Here is a 21,033-nt window from a genome sequence, read left to right as displayed (position 1 = left end):
ACATTATTTCACTGGTTTACCCTGCACTCTGAATAAAATAACGAAAATAATAAGCAGTATATTTATTTTCATTGTAATTCAACAAGATAAAACACGCCATTCAGCAGGCAATTTGTGCCTTTTTTGATTATTCGTGCCTATGCCTCGCCTCGTTTATACCCCGTTTACTTTTCATTGGCATTGCCGGTGATACCCTTATCAGGATTATTCTATCTATCAGGAAGCCATCGCACGCTTCGGCGCATTGCGCCCTGCTGATACAGCCATAATAGAACCCACAAATTTCACGTTGCCATTGGGCGGCCTGCTGACGCCGCTCCAGCCAGCCACTGCGCAAGCCAGTGCAGCCAATCACGCGGCAACCTGAGAGGCAGGAATAAAGCGATATAGATTTGCAAGGAGATCTCATGCCTACTGGCGATATTATGCACGAACAGGCCGTCCTGACGCTGCCGTTACGACAATGGGCGGCAGCGGAAGCATCCAGCGCGGTCAGCGAACTGGAACAGGGCAAGGTGCTGTTTCTGCCCGAACTGGCCTTCACCCTGTCTGAACAGGAAATGCCGCTGCTGGATCCGACATTGGTCGACCCGAAGCGCAAAAACATCAGCTACCAACCGCTGTCCGGCAAGCTGAGCGGCGTCGCCGTCGCGGAACGCCGGCAGCAGGTTCAGCAATTGCTGGAACGCTATTACCAATCCTGCCGCCAGCTGATCGCCGGGCTGTTGCCCGAATATCAGGAGGCGCTGCACCACCCGACCGGCAGCCTGCGTTTACATCCGGTTTCCGCCTGGCGGGCGGCCAGTTCCTGGCGCAAAGACGACAGCCGGCTGCACGTTGACGCCTTCCCGTCGCGCCCGAACTACGGCGAACGCATTCTGCGCATTTTCACCAACATCAACCCGCACGGTGAGCATCGCCAATGGCGGGTCGGCGAGCCGTTCCCTGAGCTGGCGGCACGCTTTATGCCACGTCTCGCTCGCTACTCCGCTTTCGGCAGTTGGCTGCAGCACCAGGTGCGCATCACCAAAACCCGCCGCAGCCATTATGACCACCTGATGCTGCAGTTGCATGACGCCATGAAGGCCGACGGCGATTATCAGCAACGGGGGCCGCAGCTGGCGCTGACGTTCCCGCCGGGCAGCAGCTGGATTTGCTTCTCTGATCAAACGCCGCATGCCGCGATGGGCGGCCAGTTTATGCTGGAACAGACCTTCCTGCTGCCGGTGAATAAGATGCAGGATCCGCAGCGTTCACCGCTGAAAGTGCTTGAACAGCTGCGCGGTCAGCCGCTGATCTGAATGATTTGCCGCCGCCGGGGGCCGGCGGCGGCAAACGCGCATCACGCTTCGAAGTCCCCCTGTTGGCGCGCCACCAGCGTCAGAATGCTGTACAGCGCCACCGGCTGCTGTTGCTGATTCAACACCTGCACATCCCACACCACCACGCCGTGCGGGCGATCTTCGGCGGTTTTCTGCGGCTTGCGGATTTTCTTTTTGCAGGTCAACCGCACCTGAATGGTATCGCCGATCTTCACCGGCTCGATAAAGCGCAAATTTTCCATGCCGTAGTTGGCGATCACCGGCCCGACGGCGGCGTCGACAAACAGCCCGGCCGCGGCGGACACCACAAAGTAACCGTGCGCCACCCGCTCGCCGAACAGCGAGTCGGCGGCGCCGATCTTGTCCATGTGCGCGTAGAAATGGTCGCCGCTCAGGCAGGCGAAGTTGACGATATCCGCTTCGGTCACGGTGCGGCGCGCGGTCAACAGGCTGTCGCCCAGCTGCAGCTGCTCGAAGTATTTCCGGAACGGATGCACCGGATGCTCGGCGACCGGCGCGCCGCGCACCCATTCGCCGCCGATGGCCGCCAGCATCGCCGGGCTGCCCTGGATCGCCGTGCGCTGCATATAGTGTTTCACCGCGCGCAGCCCGCCCAGCTCTTCACCGCCGCCGGCGCGCCCCGGGCCGCCGTGTACCAGCATCGGCAGCGGCGAACCGTGGCCGGTGGACTCCGCCGCCGCCCGCTCATCCAAAATCAACATGCGGCCGTGGGCGCAGGCCGCCGCGCGAATGAAGCGCGTGGCCAATGCCGGATCGGCGGTCACCAGCGAGCCCGCCAGGCTGCCCTGCCCCAGCAACGCCAACGCGATCGCCTGTTCGGTATCCGCATACGGCATCAGCGTCGCCACCGGGCCGAAGGCCTCGGTGCCGTGCACCGCCTGATGGGTGAACGGATCGGCGCAATACAGCAGGGTCGGCGGATAAAACGCCCCGCCGCGCGCGCCGTCGCCCAGCACCTCCAGCTTATCCAGCGCCGCGCCACAGAGCGGTTCGCAGCCGTTGCGCAGCAGGAACTCCACCTTGCTTTGCACATCATCACGCTGCTCGTGGCTGACCAACGCCCCCATGCGCACCTGCTCCAGCTGCGGGTCGCCCACCGTCACCCCCGCCAGGCGCTGCAGCAAGGCCTGACGCACCGCCGCCACCTGCGCCGCCGGCACGATGATGCGGCGGATCGCGGTGCATTTCTGCCCCGCCTTGGCGGTCATTTCACGGCACACTTCTTTGATGAACAGCGCAAACTCCGGCATTTCCGGCGTCACGTCTTCTGCCAGCACGCAGCAGTTGAGCGAATCCGCCTCCATGGTGAACGCGATCGATTTCTCCAGCAGGCGCGGGTGTGCCCGCAGCCGCTGCCCGGTCTGCGCCGAACCGGTGAAAGTCACCGCATCCTGGTAATCCAGGTGCGCGAACATGTCGCCGACGCCGCCGCAAACCAGCTGCAGCGCCCCTTCCGGTACCAGGCCGCTGTCGACGATCAGCCTGACCATCGCCTGCGTCAGCTGCGCGGTGGCGGTGGCCGGCTTGATGATGGCCGGCATGCCCGCCAGCCAGGTCGGCGCCAGTTTCTCCAGCATGCCCCAGCACGGGAAGTTGAAGGCGTTGATGTGCAGCGCCACGCCGGGGCGTGAAGTGAGCACGTGGCGGGCGGCGAACTGCGCCTGTTTCGACAATGGGATCAGCTCGTCTTCCGGCCACAGGGTATCGTCCGGCAGATCGCGGCCGGCCATGCCGGCATAGGCGAACAGCGTGGCGATGCCGCCCTCGATATCGACCCAGCCGTCGCTGCGCGTCGCCCCGGTTTGATAGGAAATCTGATACAGCGCCTCTTTATGCGCCAGCAGGTGTTTGGCTACCGCTTTCAGCATCTGGGCGCGCTGCTGGAACGTCATGTGCGCCAGCGCCGGGCCGCCGCGGCTGCGGGCATAGTCCAGGCTCGCCGCCAACGGCAGGCCGTCGGTGCAGACCTGGTACAGCGCTTCGCCGGTCACCGCGTGGCGGATTTCGCGCGCCTCTCCCTGCCCGTACACCCAGGCGCCAGAAAGATAACTGTGTAACTGCTGCATGTGCCCTCCGAAATTCATAAATTTTCACCATACAGCTTAATTACGTATCATATAAATGCCAATCGAGGCCAAATCAAATTTTAACAAAAAGAGAACAAAAGGCGTTTTCAGACCGCTTAACCTGCCATAAACAAGGAATTAATCACTTTATTTATCAAATAAAATCAAATAAATAACAAAACCAATTGTGAGTGGCCTCGCAAAACCACATTAATTACGTTTGATCTTTTTGTTATCAGTTTGTAGCCTTATGGTTAGTTAAAGTGATTCACATTTTTATGTTTAATGTGAAAAACACGAATCACCAAGAGGCAAGCATGACAACTGACGCACAGTATCAGCAGCATTTCGACGACAAGATCGCGGCGGATATCGCCATTGAGGCCAAAGACTGGATGCCGGACGCCTACCGTCAGAACCTGATTAGGCAGATTGGCCAACACGCCCACTCGGAAGTCATCGGCATGCTGCCGGAAGCCAACTGGCTGACGCGCGCCCCCACGCTGCGCCGCAAAGCGGTGCTGCTGGCCAAAGTGCAAGATGAGGCCGGCCACGGTCTGTACCTCTACAGCGCCGCCGAAACCCTCGGCTGTTCGCGCCAGGACATCTACCAAAAGATGCTCGACGGCAAGATGAAGTACTCCTCTATCTTCAATTACCCCACGCTCAACTGGGCGGATATCGGCGTGATCGGCTGGCTGGTCGACGGCGCCGCCATCGTCAACCAGGTGGCGCTGTGCCGCGCGTCCTACGGCCCCTATGCGCGGGCGATGGTGAAGATCTGCAAAGAGGAAAGCTTCCATCAGCGCCAGGGCTACGAGGCGGTAATGGCGATGGCCAACGGCAGCGACACGCAGCGCGCCATGCTGCAGGACGCCATCGATCGCTTCTGGTGGCCGGTGCTGATGATGTTCGGCCCGAGCGACGCCGACTCCCCCCACAGCGCCCAGAGCATGGCGTGGAAGATCAAACGCCACAGCAACGATGAGCTGCGGCAGAAGTTCGTCGACAACACCGTGCCGCAACTTGAAGCGCTCGGCATGACGGCGCCGGATCCGGAGCTGCGCTGGGACGCCGCCGCCGGCCACTATCGTTTCGGCGAAATCGACTGGAGCGAGCTGCATGAGGTGATCAAAGGGCGCGGCCAATGCAACCACGAACGCCTGCAGGCCAAACGCCGCGCCTGGGAAGACGGTGCCTGGGTGCGCGACGGCGCCATGGCCCACGCCGCGAAAAACGCCGCCTCCGCCGCATAGCCAACATAAGGAACCGAGATCATGAGCCACGTTGAATGGCCGCTGTATGAAGTGTTTATCCGCAGCAAACAAGGGCTGGCGCATCGCCACGTCGGCAGCCTGCACGCCGCCGACGACCAAATGGCGCTGGAAAACGCCCGCGACGCCTATACGCGCCGCAACGAAGGCTGCTCGATCTGGGTGGTGCAATCGCGCCATCTGATCGCCTCGCAGCCGGAAGATCGCGGCGCGTTCTTCGATCCGTCCGAAGACAAGATCTACCGTCATCCGACGTTTTACACCATTCCCGACGGCATCAAGAACATGTAGAGGCGACCATGACGGTTAACGATCCGCGCATCAGCTATTTACTCCGCCAGGGCGACACGCCACTGATCCTCGCCCAGCGCCTGTGCGCCTGGTGCGGCCACGCGCCCGAGTTGGAAATCGATCTGGCGCTGGCCAACATCGGGCTCGATCTGCTCGGCCAGGCGCGCAACTTCCTGGGCTACGCCGCCGAACTGGCCGGCCCGCCCTGCAGCGAAGACAGCCTGGCCTTCGGGCGCGACGAGCGCCAGTTTCATAACCTGCTGTTGGCGGAGCAGCCGAACGGCGGTTTCAACGACACGCTGGTGCGTCAGTTCCTGCTCGATGCCTACCACGTACAGCTGCACCAGGCGCTGAGCCGCAGCCGCGACGCGCAGATCGCCGCCATCGCCGCCAAGTCGTTGAAGGAGGCCGATTACCACCTGCGCTTTAGCCACGGCTGGATGATCCGCCTTGGCGACGGCAACGACGTCAGCCACCGCAAGATCCAGCAATCACTGGATAACCTGTGGCGCTTCACCGCCGAGCTGTTCCACGCCGACGCGCTGGAGCTGGAACTGGCGGAACAAGGCATCGCCGTCGATCCGCGCGAACTGCAGGCCCCCTGGCAAGCGCAGGTGGAAGAGACGCTGCGCCAGGCGACGCTGGCGCTGCCTGCCGAGCAGGCGTTCCGGCACGGCGGCAAGCAAGGCCGGCACAGCGAACACCTCGGCCCGCTGCTGGCGGAGATGCAGTTCCTGCAGCGCGCCTATCCAAACGGGCAATGGTAGGAGGCCGCGATGAACGTCACCCGTTTGCAACCCGCCGAAATTCCGCAGATTTGGCACTGCCTGCAGCAGATCAGCGATCCCGAGCTGCCGGTGCTGTCGATCACCGATTTGGGCATGGTGCGCGACGTGGCGCGCGACGGCGCGGGCTGGCGCGTGACCTTCACCCCGACGTACTCCGGCTGCCCGGCCACCGAATTTCTGCTCAACGCCATCGAGCAGCGGCTGGCGGCCGCCGGCTTCAGCCCGGTGCAGGTGGACATTCGCCTCAGCCCGGCCTGGACCACCGACTGGATGAACGCCGACGCCCGCGAACGGCTGCGGCAATACGGCGTAGCGCCCCCGCAGGGGCACACCTGCGATCGGCCACACGCCCACGGCCCGGTAGCCTGCCCGCGCTGCGGCAGCACCCACAGCGAGAAGATCAGCGAGTTCGGCTCCACCGCCTGTAAAGCGCTGTACCGCTGCTGCGACTGCCGGGAACCGTTCGATTATTTCAAATGCATATAGGAGCGCTGACACCATGACGGTCTTTCATCGCCTGAACGTCGCCGCCATCGAGCGCGAAACGCCGGACGCCGTAGCCATCACCCTGCGGGTGCCCGAAGAGCTGCAAAACCAATACCGCTATACCCCCGGCCAGCACCTGACGCTCAAGGCGTTGGTCAACGGCGAAGAGTTGCGGCGTTGCTATTCCATCTGCAGTTCACCGCAGGAAGGCCTGCTGCAGATCGGCGTGAAGGCGATTGATCAGGGGCGCTTCTCCGGCTTCGTCAACCGCATGCTGAAAGTCGGCGACGCGCTGGAGGTGATGGTGCCGCAGGGGCGCTTCGGCTACCAGCCGCAGGCAGAGCGCCACGGCAACTACCTGGCGATCGCCGCCGGCTCCGGCATCACGCCGATGCTGTCGATCATCAAGGCGACGCTGCTGCTCGAACCGGGCAGCAGCTTCACCCTGATCTACGGCAACCGCAACAGCCGTTCGATGATGTTCAAAGAGGCGCTGTCGGATCTGAAAAACCGCTACCCGCAGCGTTTTCAGCCGCTGTACCTGTTCAGCCAGGAAAGTCTCGACAGCCCGCTGCTCAGCGGCCGTATCGACCGCGAACGCCTCGCGGCGATCGGCGGCGCGCTGCTGGATTTCCGCGACTATGACCACGCCTTTATCTGCGGGCCGGAATCGATGATGGACGACGCGCAAACCGTGCTGGAACAGGCCGGCGTCCCGGCCAACCACATCCACAGCGAGCGCTTCAACACCAGCGGTTTGGCCGCCCGCCCGCGCCACAGCGGCGATCGCAACGCCACCCGGGTGGCGATCCTGCTCGACGGCCGCCGGTTGGATATCGAGATCGGCGAACAGGACGACAGCATTCTCGACGCCGCGCTGCGCCAGGGCGCCGACCTGCCCTACGCCTGCAAAGGCGGCGTCTGCGCCACCTGCAAATGCCGTCTGAAGGCCGGCCAGGTGGAGATGGGCGTCAACTATAGCCTGGAGCCGGATCAGCTGGCTGCGGGCTACGTATTGAGCTGCCAGTCGTGGCCGAAAGGCGACGGCGTGGTATTGGACTTCGACGTCTAGGAGCCGCGATGGACACCCCCTTTATTTTGCATCAGCAGCAGCACCGCGTGGTCACGCTGACGCTGCATCGCCCGGAGGCGCGCAACGCCCTGAGCACGCCGTGCCTGGAACAGCTGGTTGCCCGCCTGGAGCAGGCCGACGCCGACAGCGGCGTGGGCACCGTGGTGATCGCCGGTGCGGCGCGCTTCTTCGCCGCCGGCGCCGATCTGCGCGAACTGCAACAGCAGGATCTGCCGGCCGCGCTGGCGGATCGCCGTCCGCAGCTGTGGCAGCGTCTGGCGCAGTTCAGCAAGCCGCTGCTGGCGGCGGTGAACGGTTATGCCCTGGGCGCCGGCTGTGAGCTGGCGCTGGCCTGCGACATCGTCATCGGCGGCGAAAGCGCCCGCTTCGGCCTGCCGGAGATCACCCTCGGCCTGATGCCGGGCGCCGGGGGCACCCAGCGCCTGATCCGCTGCGTCGGCAAGTCGCGCGCCAGCCAGATGGTGCTGACCGGCGAGCCCATCGACGCCCGCACCGCGCTGCAGGCCGGTCTTATCAGCGAAGTGTGCGTCGATGCCCTGACGCTGGAACGCACGCAGCAGATTGCCGAACGCATCAGCCGTCAGGCGCCGCTGGCGCTGCGCGCCGCCAAACAGGCGCTGAAACAGGCCGAGGAAACCTGCCTCAGCCAGGGGCTGGCGATGGAGCGTCAGCAGTTCGTCACCCTGGCCGCCACCGACGATCGCCGCGAAGGCATCGCCGCCTTTTTCGAAAAACGTACGCCAAACTATCAGGGGCGCTGATTTATGGATAACGCATTGATTCTCAGCCATCTCGACGCCGGCGTGTTGACGCTGACCCTCAACCGGCCGGATCGGCTCAACAGCTTTAACGACGAGATGCATCGCCAGCTGAGCGAAGCGCTGACGCAAGCCGAGCGCGATGACAGCGTGCGCTGCCTGCTGATCGCCGGCGCCGGGCGCGGTTTCTGCGCCGGGCAGGATCTCAACGATCGCAACGTCAGCGCCGATCAACAGACGCCGGATCTCGGCCTGTCGGTCGAACGTTTCTACAATCCCCTGATCCGTCGCCTGACCGCCCTGCCGAAGCCGGTAGTGTGCGCGGTCAACGGCGTGGCGGCCGGCGCCGGCGCCGCGCTGGCCCTGGCGTGCGATATCGTCATCGCCGCCGACAATGCCAGCTTCATTCAGTCGTTCTGCCGTCTGGGGCTGGTGCCTGACTCCGGCGGCAGCTGGTTCCTGCCGCGGCTGGCCGGCCACGCCCGCGCGATGGGCATGGCCATGCTGGGTGACAAAATCAGCGCCCAACAGGCGCTGGCGTGGGGCATGATCTGGCAGGTGGTGCCGGCGGATGAATTGGCCGACCGCACGCAAACGCTGGCGCGCCATCTGGCCACCCAGCCGACCTACGGCCTGGGGCTGATCAAGAAAGCCCTCTACAGCTCGGCCACCAACAGCCTCGATCAGCAGCTCGATCTGGAGCGCGATCTGCAACGCCTGGGCGGCCGCAGCGACGACTATCGCGAAGGCGTCAGCGCGTTCTTTGCCAAACGCACGCCCAACTTCAGCGGGAAATAGCCATGAATGCGCCCCTTCTTAACGGCCAGGTGGCGGTGATCGGCGCCGGCACCATGGGCATCGGCATCGCCCAGGTGGCCGCCGCCGCCGGCCACCCGGTGCGGCTGTTCGATATCGCGCCCGCCGCCGCCCAGCGCGCGATCGACGATCTCGCTCGCCGCCTGCGCCAGCGGGTAGACGGCGGCAAGGCCGACGCCGCGCCCACCGAAGCGCTGCTGGCGCGCCTCGAACGCGCCGACTCGCTCGAGCAGCTGGCCGACTGCACGCTGGTGATTGAAGCGGTGGCGGAAAATTTGGCGATTAAGCAGAGCCTGTTTCGCGATCTGGAGGCGATCTGCTCGCCCACGACGCTGTTCGTAAGCAATACCTCTTCGCTGTCGATCACCGCCATCGCCGGCGCACTGCAATACCCGCAGCGCATGGCCGGGCTGCACTTCTTCAACCCGGCGCCGCTGATGAAACTGGTGGAGATCGTCAGCGGTCTGGAGACCGGTACCGATACCCTCGCCGCGCTGCAGGCTCTGGCGCAGCGCTGGGGTAAGCAAAGCGTCGTGTGCCGCTCGACGCCCGGATTTATCGTCAACCGCGTGGCGCGGCCGTTCTATGCCGAAACCCTGCGCGCGCTGGAAGAACGGGTGGCCGACGCCGCCACGCTGGACGCGGTATTGCGCGACGCCGGCGGTTTCGCCATGGGCCCGCTGCAGTTGACCGATCTGATCGGCCAGGACGTCAATTACGCCGTGACCGAATCGGTGTATCAGGCCTTCTATCAGGATCCGCGCTTCACGCCCTCACTGGTGCAGCAGGAGCTGGTGGCCGCCGGGCACCTCGGCCGTAAATCCGGCCGCGGTTTCTACCGCTACGACACGCAAATCCCCACCGCCGAGATCGCTTTTGCTCCACCGGCGCAGGCCGCATTGCCGCAACGCGTTACGCTGCACGGCGACTGGTCTTCGCTGGCCGATTTGGCGGAACTGTTGATCGAAAATGCGGGGGCGATCAAACAACCCGGCCAGACCAGCCCACACGTCACGATCGACGACGTTACACTGATGTTAACCAATGGTAAAACCGCCGGCCAGCTGGCCGACGAACGTGGAACGCCCGTGGTGCTGTTCGATCTCTGTGCCGACTATGCGCACGCCTCCGCCATCGCCATCAGTTGCGCGGCGCAAAACGATGCGCAACACAATGCCAAAGCGATTCGCCTGTTGCAGTCCCTCGGCAAGCAGGTCATTCAACTGCCGGATTACCCCGGCCTGCTGACGATGCGCACCCTGGCCATGCTGGCCAACGAAGCGCTCGACGTGGTGAACAAAGGCGTCGCCAGCGCCGAAGATACCGATCTGGCGATGCTGCGCGGCGTCAACTATCCGCGCGGCCCGCTGGCCTGGGGCGCCGCGCTCGGCTGGTGCCACATTCTGGCGACGCTGGAAAACCTGCAACGCTATTACGGCGAAGCGCGCTATCGCCCAATGCCGCTGCTGCGCCGCTACGCTTCCCCCGCCTCTTTCCCAGGAGCCGAACGATGAACGCCAATACGCCGCGCGCGCTGGCTCAGCGCTGCGCCGAACAGATGTTCCAGCAAGATACCTGCGCTCAGGCGATGGGAATGCACATCGACGCCGTCGACGCCGGATACGCTCAGGTCAGCATGACCGTCGGCCCGCAGATGCTCAACGGCCACCAGACCTGCCACGGCGGCCAGCTGTTCAGCCTGGCGGACACCGCCTTCGCCTACGCCTGCAACAGCCAGGGGTTGGCGGCGGTGGCCTCCGGCTGCAGCATCGACTTCGTCCGCCCGGCGCTGGCCGGCGACCGCCTCACCGCCAGCGCGGCGGTGCGCCATCAGGGCAAAGCCACCGGGCTGTATGACGTCGAGATCGTTAACCAACGGGGCAAAACCGTCGCCTGGTTCCGCGGCCGCGCGCACCGCCTCGGCCACAGCATTTTAGGAGATCAGGCATGAATCAGGCATTTATCTGCGACGGCGTGCGCACCCCGATTGGTCGCTATGGCGGCGCGCTGGCCCAGGTGCGCGCCGACGACCTGGCCGCCCTGCCGCTGCGCGTGCTGTTGGAACGCCATCCGCAGGTGGATTGGGCGCAGTTGGACGACGTGATCCTCGGCTGCGCCAACCAGGCCGGGGAAGATAACCGCAACCTGGCGCGCATGGCGCTGCTGCTGGCCGGATTGCCGGTCAGCGTTTCCGGCACCACGGTAAACCGCCTGTGCGGATCGGGTCTGGATGCGCTGGCGATGGTGGCGCGCAGCATCAAGGCCGGCGACGCCGGGCTGCTGCTGGCGGGCGGCGCGGAATCGATGACCCGTGCGCCGCTGGTGATGGGCAAGGCCGACAGCGCCTTCAGCCGCCAGGCGCAGCTGTACGACACCACCCTCGGCTGGCGCTTCGTCAATCCGCGGATGCAGGCCGAGTTCGGCACCGATTCAATGCCGGAGACCGCCGAAAACGTCGCGGCGCAGTTCAACATCAGCCGCGCCGATCAGGACGCCTTTGCGCTGCGCAGCCAGCAGCGCACCGCCCGGGCGCAGGCGCTGGGCCACCTGGCGCAGGAGATAGCCCCGGTCAGCCTCAGCGGCAAAAAAGGCGCGGTGACGCTGTTTAGCCAGGATGAACACCCGCGCCCCGACACCACCTTCGAGCAGTTGCAGGCGCTGAAAACCCCGTTCCGTCAGCCCGGCAGCGTCACCGCCGGCAACGCCTCGGGCCTGAACGACGGTGCGGCGGCGCTGATCGTCGCCTCCGAAGCGATGGCGGCGCGCCAGGGGCTGACGCCGCGCGCGCGCATCGTTGCCACCGCCACCTGCGGCGTGGAGCCGCGGCTGATGGGCATCGGCCCGCTGCCCGCCACCCGCAAGGTGCTGGAAATCGCCGGGCTGAGCCTGGCGCAGATGGACGTTATCGAACTGAACGAAGCGTTCGCCGCCCAGGCGCTGGCGGTGATGCGCCAGCTTGGCCTGCCGGACGATGCCCCGCAGGTCAACCCCAACGGCGGCGCGATCGCTCTGGGACATCCGCTGGGCATGAGCGGCGCGCGCTTGGCGCTGTCCGCCCTGTTTGAACTGGAACGGCGAGCCGGCCGCTACGCGCTTTGCACCATGTGCATCGGCGTCGGCCAGGGCATCGCCATGATCATTGAGCGTGTCTGACCCCTGAGGCTAACCATGACAATAAATCCACAGCCCCTCGAAACGATCGAATTCGCCTCGCGCGATGAGATTGAAGCGTTGCAGTTGGCGCGTCTGAAGTGGACGCTGCACCACGCCTACGACAATGTGCCGATGTACAAGCGCAAATTCGACCAGGCCGGCGTACACCCCGACGATCTCAAACAGCTGAGCGATCTGGCGCGCTTCCCCTACACCACCAAGCAGGATCTGCGCGACAACTACCCGTTCGACACCTTCGCGGTGCCGATGGAACAGGTGGTGCGCATCCACGCCTCCTCGGGCACCACCGGCCGGCCGACGGTGGTGGGTTACACCCAGCGCGACATCGATAACTGGGCCGATATCGTCGCTCGCTGTCTGCGCGCCGGCGGCGCCACCGCCAAAGACAAGGTGCACGTCGCCTACGGTTACGGCCTGTTCACCGGCGGCCTTGGCGCGCACTACGGCGCGGAGCGGCTCGGCGCGACGGTGATCCCGATGTCCGGCGGCCAGACGGAACGCCAGGCGCAGCTGATCCTCGATTTCAAACCCGACATCATCATGGTGACGCCGTCCTATTGCCTGACGCTGATCGACGAGCTGGAACGCAAGATGGGCGGCGACGCGCGCGGCTGCTCGCTGCGGCTCGGCGTGTTCGGCGCCGAACCCTGGACCGAAGCCCTGCGCCACGAAATCGAAACCCGCATGGGCATCAAGGCGCTGGACATTTACGGCCTGTCGGAAGTGATGGGGCCGGGCGTGGCGATGGAGTGCCTGGAAAGCGGCGGCGGCCCGACCATTTGGGAAGACCACTTCCTGCCGGAGATCATCTGCCCGGAAACCGGCGTCGCCCTGCCGGACGGCGAGCACGGCGAACTGGTGTTCACCACCCTGACCAAAGAGGCGCTGCCGGTGATCCGCTACCGCACCCGCGATCTCACCCGGCTGCTGCCGGGCGACGCACGCCAGATGCGCCGCATGGGCAAAATCACCGGCCGCTCCGACGACATGCTGATCATCCGCGGCGTCAACGTCTTCCCGTCGCAGGTGGAAGAGCAGATCATGCAGTTCGAGCAACTGTCGCCGCACTATCAGCTGCAGGTCAGCCGCAGCGGGCACCTGGACACGCTGGCGGTGCGCGTCGAGCTGAAAGAATCGGCGCTCAGCCTCAGCCACCAGCAGCGTTGCGACATCTGCCACCAGCTGCGCCACCACATCAAATCGATCGTGGGCGTCAGCACCGACGTCAGCATCGCCAACTGCGGCGATATTCCGCGCTCGGAAGGCAAAGCGCAGCGCGTGGTCGATCTGCGGCCGCGCTGAGGCGCACGGCGTCACGGATGACGCCGCCCCAAATTAGGCGTAATGTTATGGCTCATCGAATGCTAACCCATGGAAAAATATGGAACATAAACTGGATGAGTTCATTCGCCATGCCGTCGACGCGCAGCCGATCAGCGGCACCTCGCTGATCATTTCGCTGTACGGCGACGCGCTCAGCCACCGCGGCGGCGAAGTGTGGCTCGGCAGCCTGAGCGCGCTGCTGGAGGCCTTCGGCTTCGGCGATCGCTTCGTGCGCACCTCGGTGTTCCGCCTGCAAAAAGAAGGGTGGCTGGCGGTGGAGAAAATAGGCCGCCGCAGCTTCTACCGCGTGACCGAGCAGGGAATGCGCCAGTTCCGCCACGCCGAATCGAAAATCTATTTGCGCGAGCAGCCCGCCTGGGACGGCAAATGGGAGCTTTTGCTGCTGGAAAGCGCCGAAAAAAACGCGCGCGCGCGGCTGAAAAAAGAGCTGGGCTGGCTCGGGTTCGGGCAAATCGCCAGCAACCTGATGGCCGCTCCTACCCATGCGCAAACCGACGTAACGGCGCTGCTCGGCGAGCTGAACGCCAGCGAGCAGGTGATTTATTTCCGCGCCGATTATCCCTACAACCGCTCCGAGCAAACCCTGCAGAAATTGGTGGCCGACTGCTGGTCGCTGAGCGAGGTGGCGGCCGGCTATCACGAGTTTATCGTCTCCTTCCGGCCGCTGATGGCGCTGCTGCGCGAAGTCGATCCGGCGGCGCTGACGCCGCTGCGCTGTTTCCAGATTAAGCTATTATTGATTCACTTCTTCCGTCGCGTGGTGTTGAAAGATCCGCTGCTGCCGGACGCGCTGCTGCCCGCGCAGTGGGAGGGCCAGATCGCCCGCAATCTGTGCATCAATCTCTATCAGCAGGTCGATCGCGCCGCGACGGAGTACGTCAGCGCGCTGGCGGAAACCACCATCGGCGCCCTGCCCGCGCCGGCCGCCGGCTACTATCGGCGCTTCGGCGGCCTGCCGCGCGACCCTACATACTAAGGAACTCACGCTATGCCTGTGTATCAGATTGACGGCCTGACGCCGGTCGTTGACCCCAGCAGTTACGTGCACCCGACGGCGGTGCTGATCGGCGACGTGATCGTCGGCAAACACGTGTACATCGGCCCGAACGCCAGCCTGCGCGGCGATTTTGGCCGCCTGGTGATCTGCGACGGCGCCAACATTCAGGACAACTGCGTGATGCACGGCTTCCCGCAGCAGGACACGGTGGTGGAAGAAGACGGCCATATCGGGCATGGCGCCATCCTGCACGGCTGCCGCATTCGCCGCAATGCGATGGTGGGCATGAATGCGGTGGTGATGGACGGTGCGGAGATCGGCGAGAACACCATCGTCGGCGCGATGGCGTTCGTCAAAGCCGCGGCGACTCTCGAAGCCAACAAGCTGGTGGTCGGCAGCCCGGCGCGCGTGTTGCGCGATCTGACCGAGCAAGAACTGGCCTGGAAGATCGCCGGCACCCGCGAATATCAGGATCTGGTTCAGCGCTGCAAATCCTCGCTGCGCGAAGTGGCGCCGCTGACCGAAATCGAACCGGGCCGCCAGCGCCTGAGCTTCGGCGACCACCTGATCCCGAAAAGCCAGCTGTAATCCCCGGGGCTGAGGCGCGCCTCAGCCCCTCTCCCGCATTACTCCACCTCTGGCGCCTTGAACGGCGACGGCGCCGCCGCGCGGCGGCTTTGGAAGCGGTAGGCCGCCACCAGCAGCAAGGTGAACGGAATACCGAACCACAGCGTCATGCGGAAGAATTCGGTAAACGCGGTCGAGATCATCAGCGCCGCCATCAGCCCGGCGCCCAGCAAGGTGGTATAGGGGAACCCCCACATGCGGAATTTCAGGTGGGTCTGCCGATGCCGGCGGCGGAAGAACAGGTGGGTGACGAAAATCATCAGCCAGGTAAAGCAGGCGCCATACACCGAAATAGACATCATGGCGGCGAACGAGGTTTCCGGCGCCACCAGGCTCAGCACGATAGACACCACGATGCCGATGCACGACATCGCCAGCGCATTGACCGGAATGCCGCGCCGGCTAACGCGCCCCAACGCCGCCGGCGCCTGCCCGGCGCGCGACAGCGAGAACATCATGCGGGTGGTGATATACAGCTGGCTGTTCATCGCCGACAGCGCCGCCACCAGCACGATAAAGTTGAAAATACCGGCGGCGGCGGGCAGATGGATGACGTTCATCGCCATCAGGAACGGGCTTTCACCGGTGCCGGACTGGCGCCAGGGCACGATGGCCAGCATCAGGGCGATCGACAGCATGTAGAAGATGAACAGCCGCACGAGGGTGCCCTTGAACGCCGCCTTCACCGCAATCACCGGATTTTTCGCCTCGCCGGCGGCCACCGCGATCATTTCAATGCTCAGGTAGCTGAAGATGGACACGATCGTTGCGAACCACATGCCCTTGACGCCAAACGGCATGAAGCCGCCGGCGGTCAGGTTGCGCAGGCCGTAGGCCGGGTTGCCCGAGAACGCCAGCATGCCGAGGCCGATCAGAATGAACGCCACGATCGCCGTCACTTTGACGGTGGACAGCGCGTATTCCACCTGGCCGAACGACTTCACGCCGATCACATTGACGACGATCACCGCCGCCGAGAACAGCAGCACCCACGGCCAGGTCGGCGTCGCCGGGAACCAGAACTGCATGTACATGCCGATGGCGGTAACTTCGGTGCCCACCGCCAGCACCACGCAAGACCAGTAGGAATAACGCACCAGAAAACCGAACAGCGGGCCGAGGTAGAATTCGGCATAGTCGCCGAACGAGCCGGGCGTCGGATGTTCGGAGGTCATTTCCGCCAGGCTGCCCATCAACAGCAGCGCAATAACGCCGCCGATCAGGTAGCTCAGCAATACCGCCGGCCCCGCCATCTGAATGGCGTAGGCGCTGCCGAGAAACAGCCCGGTGCCGATGGCGCCGCCGATCGCCAGCATCGACATCTGCCCGGCGGTAAGATGCTTGTTCAACCCGCCCTGACGGCGGGCGATATGCTCAAAATCATTCATCTGTGGCATGGCTGGGTTCCCGGGCGAAGTTAGACGGTACGGGTGACGTCGAGAATGGCGGCGGTCACGCAGTCGATATTGCCGGGGTTGATCCCCGGCAGGCACATGCGGCCGGGCGAAAATCATGCTGCCGGTCGTAATAGAGGCCAATGCCTAAATTCACTTTTTGCGGATTGGGATCCTGCAAATAGACTCCCATCAGCGATGGAATAGAATCGGCCGCGGAAGGTGCAATCTGTTTAAACATGACGCATCCTTAACTCGTTATTGAATTAATATGAAGACGGACTTAATGAGAAATTAAATCAGGCGATGGCGCTGACGGTAATTTCTATTTTCATTCCCGGCACCACCAATTTTTCGACAATAACCGTGGAGCGATTGGGATAAGGATAATTAAAGTATTTCCGGTAAATATCATCGAGCAATTTAACGTCATTAACGTCGGTGAGATAAACCATTACCTGCAGCACCTTATCGCTGTGGCTGCCCGCCGCCTTCAGCGTCTGGGCCAGGTTGTCGAAGGTTAACGCAATCTGTTGCTCAGGCGCGCCGGTCTCGATGCTGCCGTCCGCCCGCACCGGGCCGTGGGCGGTAAACAGCATGCCGCCGCCCCGGGTAGCCCAGGAAAAAGGCTGGCCGATCTCCGGCAGCCCGGTCGCTACGATTTCGCGCATGTCAGTGGTTCCCGTGGTGGTCAAGTTGGCGAAGCAGCGCGCCGTCGGCGGCGAACAACGCATCCAGAATGGTGAAATGATTGGCGCCGGGCACCGCGACCAGATCGGCCGGCAGCCCGCCTTGGCGCAGCGCCGCGTGATAGTGCTGCGACTGGCCGATCAGTTCCGGCAGCTCATCAGCGCCGTAATACAACGTGAGCGGCTTACTGCGCGCCGGCAACCGGCGCGCCGGGCTGAGCGTTTCAATCTGCCGCGCGGTCAGCTGCAGCGCCCGGTTGACATAGCTCTCTTGCAGCGGCGCCAGTTCGAACAGGCCGCTGACGGGAAAGACCGCATCCACCAACGCATGCCGCTGCCAAAACGCCGCCAGATGCCCGCCGGCGGAATGGCCGCACAGATGCACCGGATGGGCATAGTGCGGCGGCAGACGACGCTGAATGGCATCAAGCGCCGCCCCCACCTGGCGGCAAATGGCGTCAAGATTAACCGCCGGCGCCAGCGCATATTCCACCAGCACCACGTCAAAACCCAACGCCAACGGCCCGGCGGCGATAAAGGCGAAATCCGCCTTATCGCAGCATTGCCAATAGCCGCCGTGAATAAAAATTAACGTGCCCTGGTGCTGCTTTGCAGAATAAAGCCAATCAAACGTCTCGCGTTCGCTTTCGCCATACGCAATATTCTTTTCATGCTTAGCCTGATGATAAATAGCCGCGCTGCGAGTTTGAAATGAAGTCAAAATAGCGTCTTCATTATCCACCGTGGCGCCGTTGTCATAGCTCCCCGCAAGTTGTTTCATATATTAAACTTCGTTTATTATTTAAGATATGAATTAACTATTAGCACCGGCAACATTATTGTCAAGATGGGCGCATCAGCAATGCGCGCCCGGTAAAATAAAATGAGACAGGCGGCGAAAAAGTTTAACCCATGAAACCTTTCGCGCTTATTTTCCCCGCCCGTCCGGCTGAATTTGCGGCAATGCGCTGAGCCGTTCAAACGCATAATCCCAAAAGGCGCGCACCTTCAGCGGCATGCGCTGCGCCTGCTGCGCCACCAGCTGTACCGGCATCGGCAACGGTTCATGGTCCGCCAGCAGCCGTACCAGCGTGCCGGCGGCCAGATCGTCCGCTACCTGATACGAGAGCAGCCGGGCGATGCCCTTGCCGGCGCGCACCGCCAGCAGCTGCGCCTCCACGTCGTTGAGCAACAGCCGGGGAGCCAAGCGCACGCGCTCGCCGTTTTCCTGCGGGCCGAAGCGCCATTCGCGCAGTGACGGCCGCTGGGTGCCAACGATGGTGGCATGCTCCGCCAGCTGCGCCGGTGAGCGCGGCTCGCCGCAGCGCGCCAGGTAAGCCGGGCTGGCGACCGTCACCCGGCTGACCTGCCCCAGCCGCCGCGCCACGCGGGAAGAGTCCTGCAGATGACCGATGCGCACCGCGATATCCAATCCTTCGTCAATCAGATCGAGATTGCGATCGTTCAACACCATTTCGATCTGCATCTGCGGGTAGTCATCGAGAAACGCCATCACCACCGGCGCCACGTAGCGGCGGCCGAACTGCACCGGCGAGGTGACGCGCAGCAAGCCGCTCAGCTGCGCTTCGGCGGTATCCTGCACCACCGCCTGATAATCCTGCAGCAGCTGTTGCGCGCGCTCCAGCAACCGCACGCCCGCTTCGGTAGGCGCCAGCCGCCGGGTGGTGCGTTCCACCAGTCGGGTGCCGAACCGCTGTTCCAGCGCGGCGATCGCCCGGGTGATCGCCGGCGCCGAGCGCCGCAGTTTGCGCCCGGCGGCCGCCAGGCTGCCCTGCTGCACCACCGCCACGAAGATGGCCAACTCGTCTAACCGATCCATAGACTCTTCCGGTAAGTGAAATTATCAATTTCCACATTGCCGGATCCCGCTCATTCGCCGCAAGAGTATGCTGAAAAAAAGCACTGAGGAGAAACGCCATGTCCACCATCACCCTCTACGGCACCCCGCTTTCCGGCCACGTTCACCGCGTGGCGTTGCTGCTACGCATGCTGGCGCAGCCCTATGAATGGGTAGAAGCCTCGGCGGAAGTACGCCAGAGCGCGGCCTTTCGCCGGCTCAACCCGTTCGGCCAGATCCCGGTCTTGCAGGACGGCGATCTGACGCTGGCCGACAGCAACGCCATTCTGGTCTATCTGGTGAAGCGCTATGCGCCGAACAGCCACTGGCTGCCGGAACAGCCGGCGGCGGCGGCGCGAGTGCAGGCCTGGCTTTCCAAAGCCGCCGGTGAAGTGCGCTACGGCCCGGCCTCCTGCCGGCTGATCGCCCAGTTCGCCGTGCCGGAGGATTATCAGGCGGCGCGGGCAATCAGCGATCGTTTTCTGCCGCAGATGGAGCAGCACCTGAGCGAGCGCGACTATCTGGCCGGCGAACAGGCGACCATCGCCGATCTGGCCTGCTACAGCTATGTGGCGGTCGCGGCCGAAGGCGGCATTTCGCTGGCGCCTTACCCCGCCATACGCCGCTGGGTGGCGAGCATCGCGGCGCTTCCCGGCTTCTTCGCCATGCCGGCTCTGCCGGCACCGGCGGCGAGCTGACGCCATGATCTCGCAGCGGTTCCACCCCGATGAGCTGCGCGCGCAAACGCTGGCCGGTTTCGATCGCGTGGGCGGCGGCATCTACCCCGCGATGCCGGATCAGCACCGCGCGTTTTTCGCCGCGTTGCCCTACCTGTTCGTCGCCACGCTGGACGAACAGGGCTGGCCCATCGCCACCCTGTTCAGCGGCCCGCCCGGGTTTTTACGCACGCCGGACGACACGCACCTGCGCATCAGCGCGCCGCGCCGCAGCGACGATCCCGCCCAGGCGCTGTTGCTGCCCGGCAAACCGGTCGGCGCGCTCGGGCTCGACTTCAGCAACCGGCGGCGCAACCGCGCCAACGGCACCGTCGGCCGCACCGACAAAAACCGGGTGGAGATCGTCGTTCACCAAAGCTTCGGCAACTGCCCGCAGTACATTCAGCGCCGCGAACTCTACCCGGTGGAGAGCCGGCCACAGCCGGTTGAGCATTTAGCTTCGCTCGATGCGGCGGCGCAGGCGCTGATCCGCACCGCGGACACCAGCTTCGTCGCCAGCGGCGCGCACCTGGAACTGGCGCAGGGCGGCGTCGATATTTCCCATCGCGGCGGGCGGCCCGGCTTTATCCATCTGGAAGGCGACACGCTGTGGATGCCGGACTTTCGCGGCAACCGCTATATGAATACGCTGGGCAACCTGCTGGCCGAACCGCGGGCGGCGCTGCTGTTCATCGATTTTGAGCGCGGCGACGTGCTGCATCTGCAGGGAAAAACGCAGATCCTCTGGCAGGCGGAAGGACATCCCGGCGTTGAAGGGGCGGAACGCTATTGGCGGTTTGACGTTCACCGCGCTTGGCGCTTTGCGGCGGCGCTGCCGTGGCGGGGACGCGATCTGGAATATTCGCCGGCGACGCTGGCGACCGGGGTGTGGCGCCGCTGAAATGAAAAGCCCCGCTGCGGCGGGGCTGAATCGGAAGATTACAGGCTGTGTTCGGCCGCCGATGCGGCCTGATAAAGCTGACGAAAATAACTCAACCGCGCAAAGAACAGGCGGCTTTGCTGTTCCGACATATTGCCGGCCACCTGCCCGGCGTCAATCTGCCGCCCTTGCCATTCCATCAGGGCGATGCTCGACGCCAAAAAATCCATTTCGCTGCCGTAGGCCGCGAGATGTCTGTCCACTGATTTCATCATTCGCACACTCCTTTTAATCACATCGAAAAGGGTCATATGCCTGCTCTTTCAGTATCGGCCCGGCGGCGGATATTTTTTGTACAGAAGGTGCGCATGAAGAAAACGCTCATCTTGTCGTCGCGGCGGCAAACGGCGGCGGCAAAGTTTGCTAGGGTAAAGGGTAG

General features: G+C 63.7%; 23 protein-coding genes. 16 read left to right on the top strand and 7 right to left on the bottom strand.

Features of this window, described 5'->3' with window-relative positions; translation table 11 throughout:
• Positions 1-407: 407 nt before the first annotated feature.
• Entirely contained in the window at positions 408-1,301 is an 894-nt protein-coding gene (locus ACJ8HN_RS02410) for a Kdo hydroxylase family protein (protein WP_049234682.1), read from the top strand.
• 41 nt (positions 1,302-1,342) lie between these two features.
• Here ACJ8HN_RS02410 and paaZ read toward each other — a convergent pair whose 3' ends face one another.
• A complete protein-coding gene (gene paaZ / locus ACJ8HN_RS02405; RefSeq protein WP_047571499.1) occupies positions 1,343-3,409 on the bottom strand; it encodes a phenylacetic acid degradation bifunctional protein PaaZ in 2,067 nt (688 codons plus the stop codon).
• Positions 3,410-3,726: 317 nt separating this feature from the next.
• Between paaZ and paaA the strand changes: the two genes are divergently transcribed.
• The 13 genes from paaA (at position 3,727) to paaY (ending at position 15,018) form a co-directional block, all read left to right on the top strand.
• Positions 3,727-4,665, top strand: coding sequence for a 1,2-phenylacetyl-CoA epoxidase subunit PaaA (paaA, locus tag ACJ8HN_RS02400; RefSeq protein WP_033635096.1), 939 nt, complete (start codon positions 3,727-3,729; stop codon positions 4,663-4,665).
• A 21-nt stretch (positions 4,666-4,686) separates the two neighbouring features.
• Positions 4,687-4,974 carry a 1,2-phenylacetyl-CoA epoxidase subunit PaaB gene (paaB, locus tag ACJ8HN_RS02395; RefSeq protein ID WP_004935173.1) on the top strand — a complete coding sequence of 96 codons (288 nt, stop codon included), beginning with the start codon at positions 4,687-4,689 and terminating at the stop codon, positions 4,972-4,974.
• Positions 4,975-4,982: 8 nt separating this feature from the next.
• Positions 4,983-5,741, top strand: coding sequence for a 1,2-phenylacetyl-CoA epoxidase subunit PaaC (gene paaC / locus ACJ8HN_RS02390; protein ID WP_033635097.1), 759 nt, complete (start codon positions 4,983-4,985; stop codon positions 5,739-5,741).
• A 9-nt stretch (positions 5,742-5,750) separates the two neighbouring features.
• Positions 5,751-6,248 carry a 1,2-phenylacetyl-CoA epoxidase subunit PaaD gene (gene paaD, locus ACJ8HN_RS02385; protein ID WP_033653577.1) on the top strand — a complete coding sequence of 166 codons (498 nt, stop codon included), beginning with the start codon at positions 5,751-5,753 and terminating at the stop codon, positions 6,246-6,248.
• Positions 6,249-6,261: 13 nt separating this feature from the next.
• The gene (gene paaE, locus ACJ8HN_RS02380) at positions 6,262-7,320 is read left to right on the top strand and encodes a 1,2-phenylacetyl-CoA epoxidase subunit PaaE (protein ID WP_041035732.1); all 1,059 of its coding nucleotides are present in this window, start codon (positions 6,262-6,264) and stop codon (positions 7,318-7,320) included.
• An 8-nt stretch (positions 7,321-7,328) separates the two neighbouring features.
• Entirely contained in the window at positions 7,329-8,102 is a 774-nt protein-coding gene (gene paaF / locus ACJ8HN_RS02375; protein ID WP_354620280.1) for a 2,3-dehydroadipyl-CoA hydratase PaaF, read from the top strand.
• A 3-nt stretch (positions 8,103-8,105) separates the two neighbouring features.
• The gene (gene paaG, locus ACJ8HN_RS02370) at positions 8,106-8,897 is read left to right on the top strand and encodes a 2-(1,2-epoxy-1,2-dihydrophenyl)acetyl-CoA isomerase PaaG (RefSeq protein ID WP_103829629.1); all 792 of its coding nucleotides are present in this window, start codon (positions 8,106-8,108) and stop codon (positions 8,895-8,897) included.
• A 2-nt stretch (positions 8,898-8,899) separates the two neighbouring features.
• Entirely contained in the window at positions 8,900-10,429 is a 1,530-nt protein-coding gene (locus ACJ8HN_RS02365; protein WP_442522996.1) for a 3-hydroxyacyl-CoA dehydrogenase, read from the top strand.
• Complete coding sequence (paaI, locus tag ACJ8HN_RS02360) at positions 10,426-10,866, top strand: hydroxyphenylacetyl-CoA thioesterase PaaI (RefSeq protein WP_033635105.1); 441 nt, start codon at positions 10,426-10,428, stop codon at positions 10,864-10,866. Before ACJ8HN_RS02365 ends, paaI begins: the two co-directional genes overlap by 4 nt.
• Positions 10,863-12,068, top strand: coding sequence for a 3-oxoadipyl-CoA thiolase (gene pcaF / locus ACJ8HN_RS02355; RefSeq protein ID WP_442522995.1), 1,206 nt, complete (start codon positions 10,863-10,865; stop codon positions 12,066-12,068). The genes paaI and pcaF overlap by 4 nt, the downstream gene beginning before the upstream one ends.
• A gap of 15 nt (positions 12,069-12,083) precedes the next feature.
• Positions 12,084-13,391 carry a phenylacetate--CoA ligase PaaK gene (gene paaK / locus ACJ8HN_RS02350; protein ID WP_033635108.1) on the top strand — a complete coding sequence of 436 codons (1,308 nt, stop codon included), beginning with the start codon at positions 12,084-12,086 and terminating at the stop codon, positions 13,389-13,391.
• A 79-nt stretch (positions 13,392-13,470) separates the two neighbouring features.
• Positions 13,471-14,409 carry a phenylacetic acid degradation operon negative regulatory protein PaaX gene (paaX, locus tag ACJ8HN_RS02345; RefSeq protein WP_033647864.1) on the top strand — a complete coding sequence of 313 codons (939 nt, stop codon included), beginning with the start codon at positions 13,471-13,473 and terminating at the stop codon, positions 14,407-14,409.
• A gap of 12 nt (positions 14,410-14,421) precedes the next feature.
• The gene (gene paaY, locus ACJ8HN_RS02340; protein WP_033635110.1) at positions 14,422-15,018 is read left to right on the top strand and encodes a phenylacetic acid degradation protein PaaY; all 597 of its coding nucleotides are present in this window, start codon (positions 14,422-14,424) and stop codon (positions 15,016-15,018) included.
• Positions 15,019-15,056: 38 nt separating this feature from the next.
• On the opposite strand, the gene ACJ8HN_RS02335 is transcribed toward paaY, so the two are convergent.
• From ACJ8HN_RS02335 to ACJ8HN_RS02315, 5 genes are all read right to left on the bottom strand, one after another.
• Entirely contained in the window at positions 15,057-16,454 is a 1,398-nt protein-coding gene (locus ACJ8HN_RS02335; protein ID WP_060421646.1) for an amino acid permease, read from the bottom strand.
• 55 nt (positions 16,455-16,509) lie between these two features.
• Positions 16,510-16,692, bottom strand: a complete 183-nt coding sequence (locus ACJ8HN_RS02330) for a hypothetical protein (protein ID WP_442522994.1) — start codon at positions 16,690-16,692, stop codon at positions 16,510-16,512.
• A 58-nt stretch (positions 16,693-16,750) separates the two neighbouring features.
• On the bottom strand, positions 16,751-17,122 hold the full coding sequence (locus ACJ8HN_RS02325) for a RidA family protein (protein WP_060421648.1): 372 nt from the start codon (positions 17,120-17,122) through the stop codon (positions 16,751-16,753).
• A gap of 1 nt (position 17,123) precedes the next feature.
• Positions 17,124-17,921: an alpha/beta hydrolase gene (locus ACJ8HN_RS02320; RefSeq protein WP_033647868.1), complete on the bottom strand. Its 798-nt coding sequence runs from the start codon at positions 17,919-17,921 to the stop codon at positions 17,124-17,126.
• A gap of 147 nt (positions 17,922-18,068) precedes the next feature.
• Positions 18,069-18,980, bottom strand: coding sequence for a LysR family transcriptional regulator (locus ACJ8HN_RS02315; RefSeq protein WP_033647869.1), 912 nt, complete (start codon positions 18,978-18,980; stop codon positions 18,069-18,071).
• Between the two features lie 98 nt (positions 18,981-19,078).
• Here ACJ8HN_RS02315 and ACJ8HN_RS02310 point away from each other — a divergent pair, with 98 nt between their 5' ends.
• The gene (locus ACJ8HN_RS02310) at positions 19,079-19,696 is read left to right on the top strand and encodes a glutathione S-transferase family protein (RefSeq protein ID WP_308884529.1); all 618 of its coding nucleotides are present in this window, start codon (positions 19,079-19,081) and stop codon (positions 19,694-19,696) included.
• A gap of 4 nt (positions 19,697-19,700) precedes the next feature.
• The gene (locus tag ACJ8HN_RS02305; protein WP_049197283.1) at positions 19,701-20,615 is read left to right on the top strand and encodes a pyridoxamine 5'-phosphate oxidase family protein; all 915 of its coding nucleotides are present in this window, start codon (positions 19,701-19,703) and stop codon (positions 20,613-20,615) included.
• Positions 20,616-20,653: 38 nt separating this feature from the next.
• On the opposite strand, the gene ACJ8HN_RS02300 is transcribed toward ACJ8HN_RS02305, so the two are convergent.
• Positions 20,654-20,869, bottom strand: a complete 216-nt coding sequence (locus ACJ8HN_RS02300) for a glycogen synthase (RefSeq protein WP_033635117.1) — start codon at positions 20,867-20,869, stop codon at positions 20,654-20,656.
• Positions 20,870-21,033: the final 164 nt, after the last annotated feature.

It is taken from the genome of Serratia sp. CY29653 (assembly GCF_052169255.1).
Lineage (GTDB): Bacteria > Pseudomonadota > Gammaproteobacteria > Enterobacterales > Enterobacteriaceae > Serratia > Serratia sarumanii.
The sequence above is the reverse complement of the archived record's forward strand: the minus strand, read 5'-3'. Positions and strand labels throughout refer to the sequence as shown.

What these genes read in the sequence shown, in the direction of transcription:
- ACJ8HN_RS02410 (WP_049234682.1), top strand. Translation starts at nt 408, where the DNA reads ATGCCTACTGGCGATATTATGCACGAACAGGCCGTCCTGACGCTGCCG.
- paaZ (WP_047571499.1), bottom strand. Translation starts at nt 3,409, where the DNA reads ATGCAGCAGTTACACAGTTATCTTTCTGGCGCCTGGGTGTACGGGCAG.
- paaA (WP_033635096.1), top strand. Translation starts at nt 3,727, where the DNA reads ATGACAACTGACGCACAGTATCAGCAGCATTTCGACGACAAGATCGCG.
- paaB (WP_004935173.1), top strand. Translation starts at nt 4,687, where the DNA reads ATGAGCCACGTTGAATGGCCGCTGTATGAAGTGTTTATCCGCAGCAAA.
- paaC (WP_033635097.1), top strand. Translation starts at nt 4,983, where the DNA reads ATGACGGTTAACGATCCGCGCATCAGCTATTTACTCCGCCAGGGCGAC.
- paaD (WP_033653577.1), top strand. Translation starts at nt 5,751, where the DNA reads ATGAACGTCACCCGTTTGCAACCCGCCGAAATTCCGCAGATTTGGCAC.
- paaE (WP_041035732.1), top strand. Translation starts at nt 6,262, where the DNA reads ATGACGGTCTTTCATCGCCTGAACGTCGCCGCCATCGAGCGCGAAACG.
- paaF (WP_354620280.1), top strand. Translation starts at nt 7,329, where the DNA reads ATGGACACCCCCTTTATTTTGCATCAGCAGCAGCACCGCGTGGTCACG.
- paaG (WP_103829629.1), top strand. Translation starts at nt 8,106, where the DNA reads ATGGATAACGCATTGATTCTCAGCCATCTCGACGCCGGCGTGTTGACG.
- ACJ8HN_RS02365 (WP_442522996.1), top strand. Translation starts at nt 8,900, where the DNA reads ATGAATGCGCCCCTTCTTAACGGCCAGGTGGCGGTGATCGGCGCCGGC.
- paaI (WP_033635105.1), top strand. Translation starts at nt 10,426, where the DNA reads ATGAACGCCAATACGCCGCGCGCGCTGGCTCAGCGCTGCGCCGAACAG.
- pcaF (WP_442522995.1), top strand. Translation starts at nt 10,863, where the DNA reads ATGAATCAGGCATTTATCTGCGACGGCGTGCGCACCCCGATTGGTCGC.
- paaK (WP_033635108.1), top strand. Translation starts at nt 12,084, where the DNA reads ATGACAATAAATCCACAGCCCCTCGAAACGATCGAATTCGCCTCGCGC.
- paaX (WP_033647864.1), top strand. Translation starts at nt 13,471, where the DNA reads ATGGAACATAAACTGGATGAGTTCATTCGCCATGCCGTCGACGCGCAG.
- paaY (WP_033635110.1), top strand. Translation starts at nt 14,422, where the DNA reads ATGCCTGTGTATCAGATTGACGGCCTGACGCCGGTCGTTGACCCCAGC.
- ACJ8HN_RS02335 (WP_060421646.1), bottom strand. Translation starts at nt 16,454, where the DNA reads ATGCCACAGATGAATGATTTTGAGCATATCGCCCGCCGTCAGGGCGGG.
- ACJ8HN_RS02330 (WP_442522994.1), bottom strand. Translation starts at nt 16,692, where the DNA reads ATGTTTAAACAGATTGCACCTTCCGCGGCCGATTCTATTCCATCGCTG.
- ACJ8HN_RS02325 (WP_060421648.1), bottom strand. Translation starts at nt 17,122, where the DNA reads ATGCGCGAAATCGTAGCGACCGGGCTGCCGGAGATCGGCCAGCCTTTT.
- ACJ8HN_RS02320 (WP_033647868.1), bottom strand. Translation starts at nt 17,921, where the DNA reads ATGAAACAACTTGCGGGGAGCTATGACAACGGCGCCACGGTGGATAAT.
- ACJ8HN_RS02315 (WP_033647869.1), bottom strand. Translation starts at nt 18,980, where the DNA reads ATGGATCGGTTAGACGAGTTGGCCATCTTCGTGGCGGTGGTGCAGCAG.
- ACJ8HN_RS02310 (WP_308884529.1), top strand. Translation starts at nt 19,079, where the DNA reads ATGTCCACCATCACCCTCTACGGCACCCCGCTTTCCGGCCACGTTCAC.
- ACJ8HN_RS02305 (WP_049197283.1), top strand. Translation starts at nt 19,701, where the DNA reads ATGATCTCGCAGCGGTTCCACCCCGATGAGCTGCGCGCGCAAACGCTG.
- ACJ8HN_RS02300 (WP_033635117.1), bottom strand. Translation starts at nt 20,869, where the DNA reads ATGATGAAATCAGTGGACAGACATCTCGCGGCCTACGGCAGCGAAATG.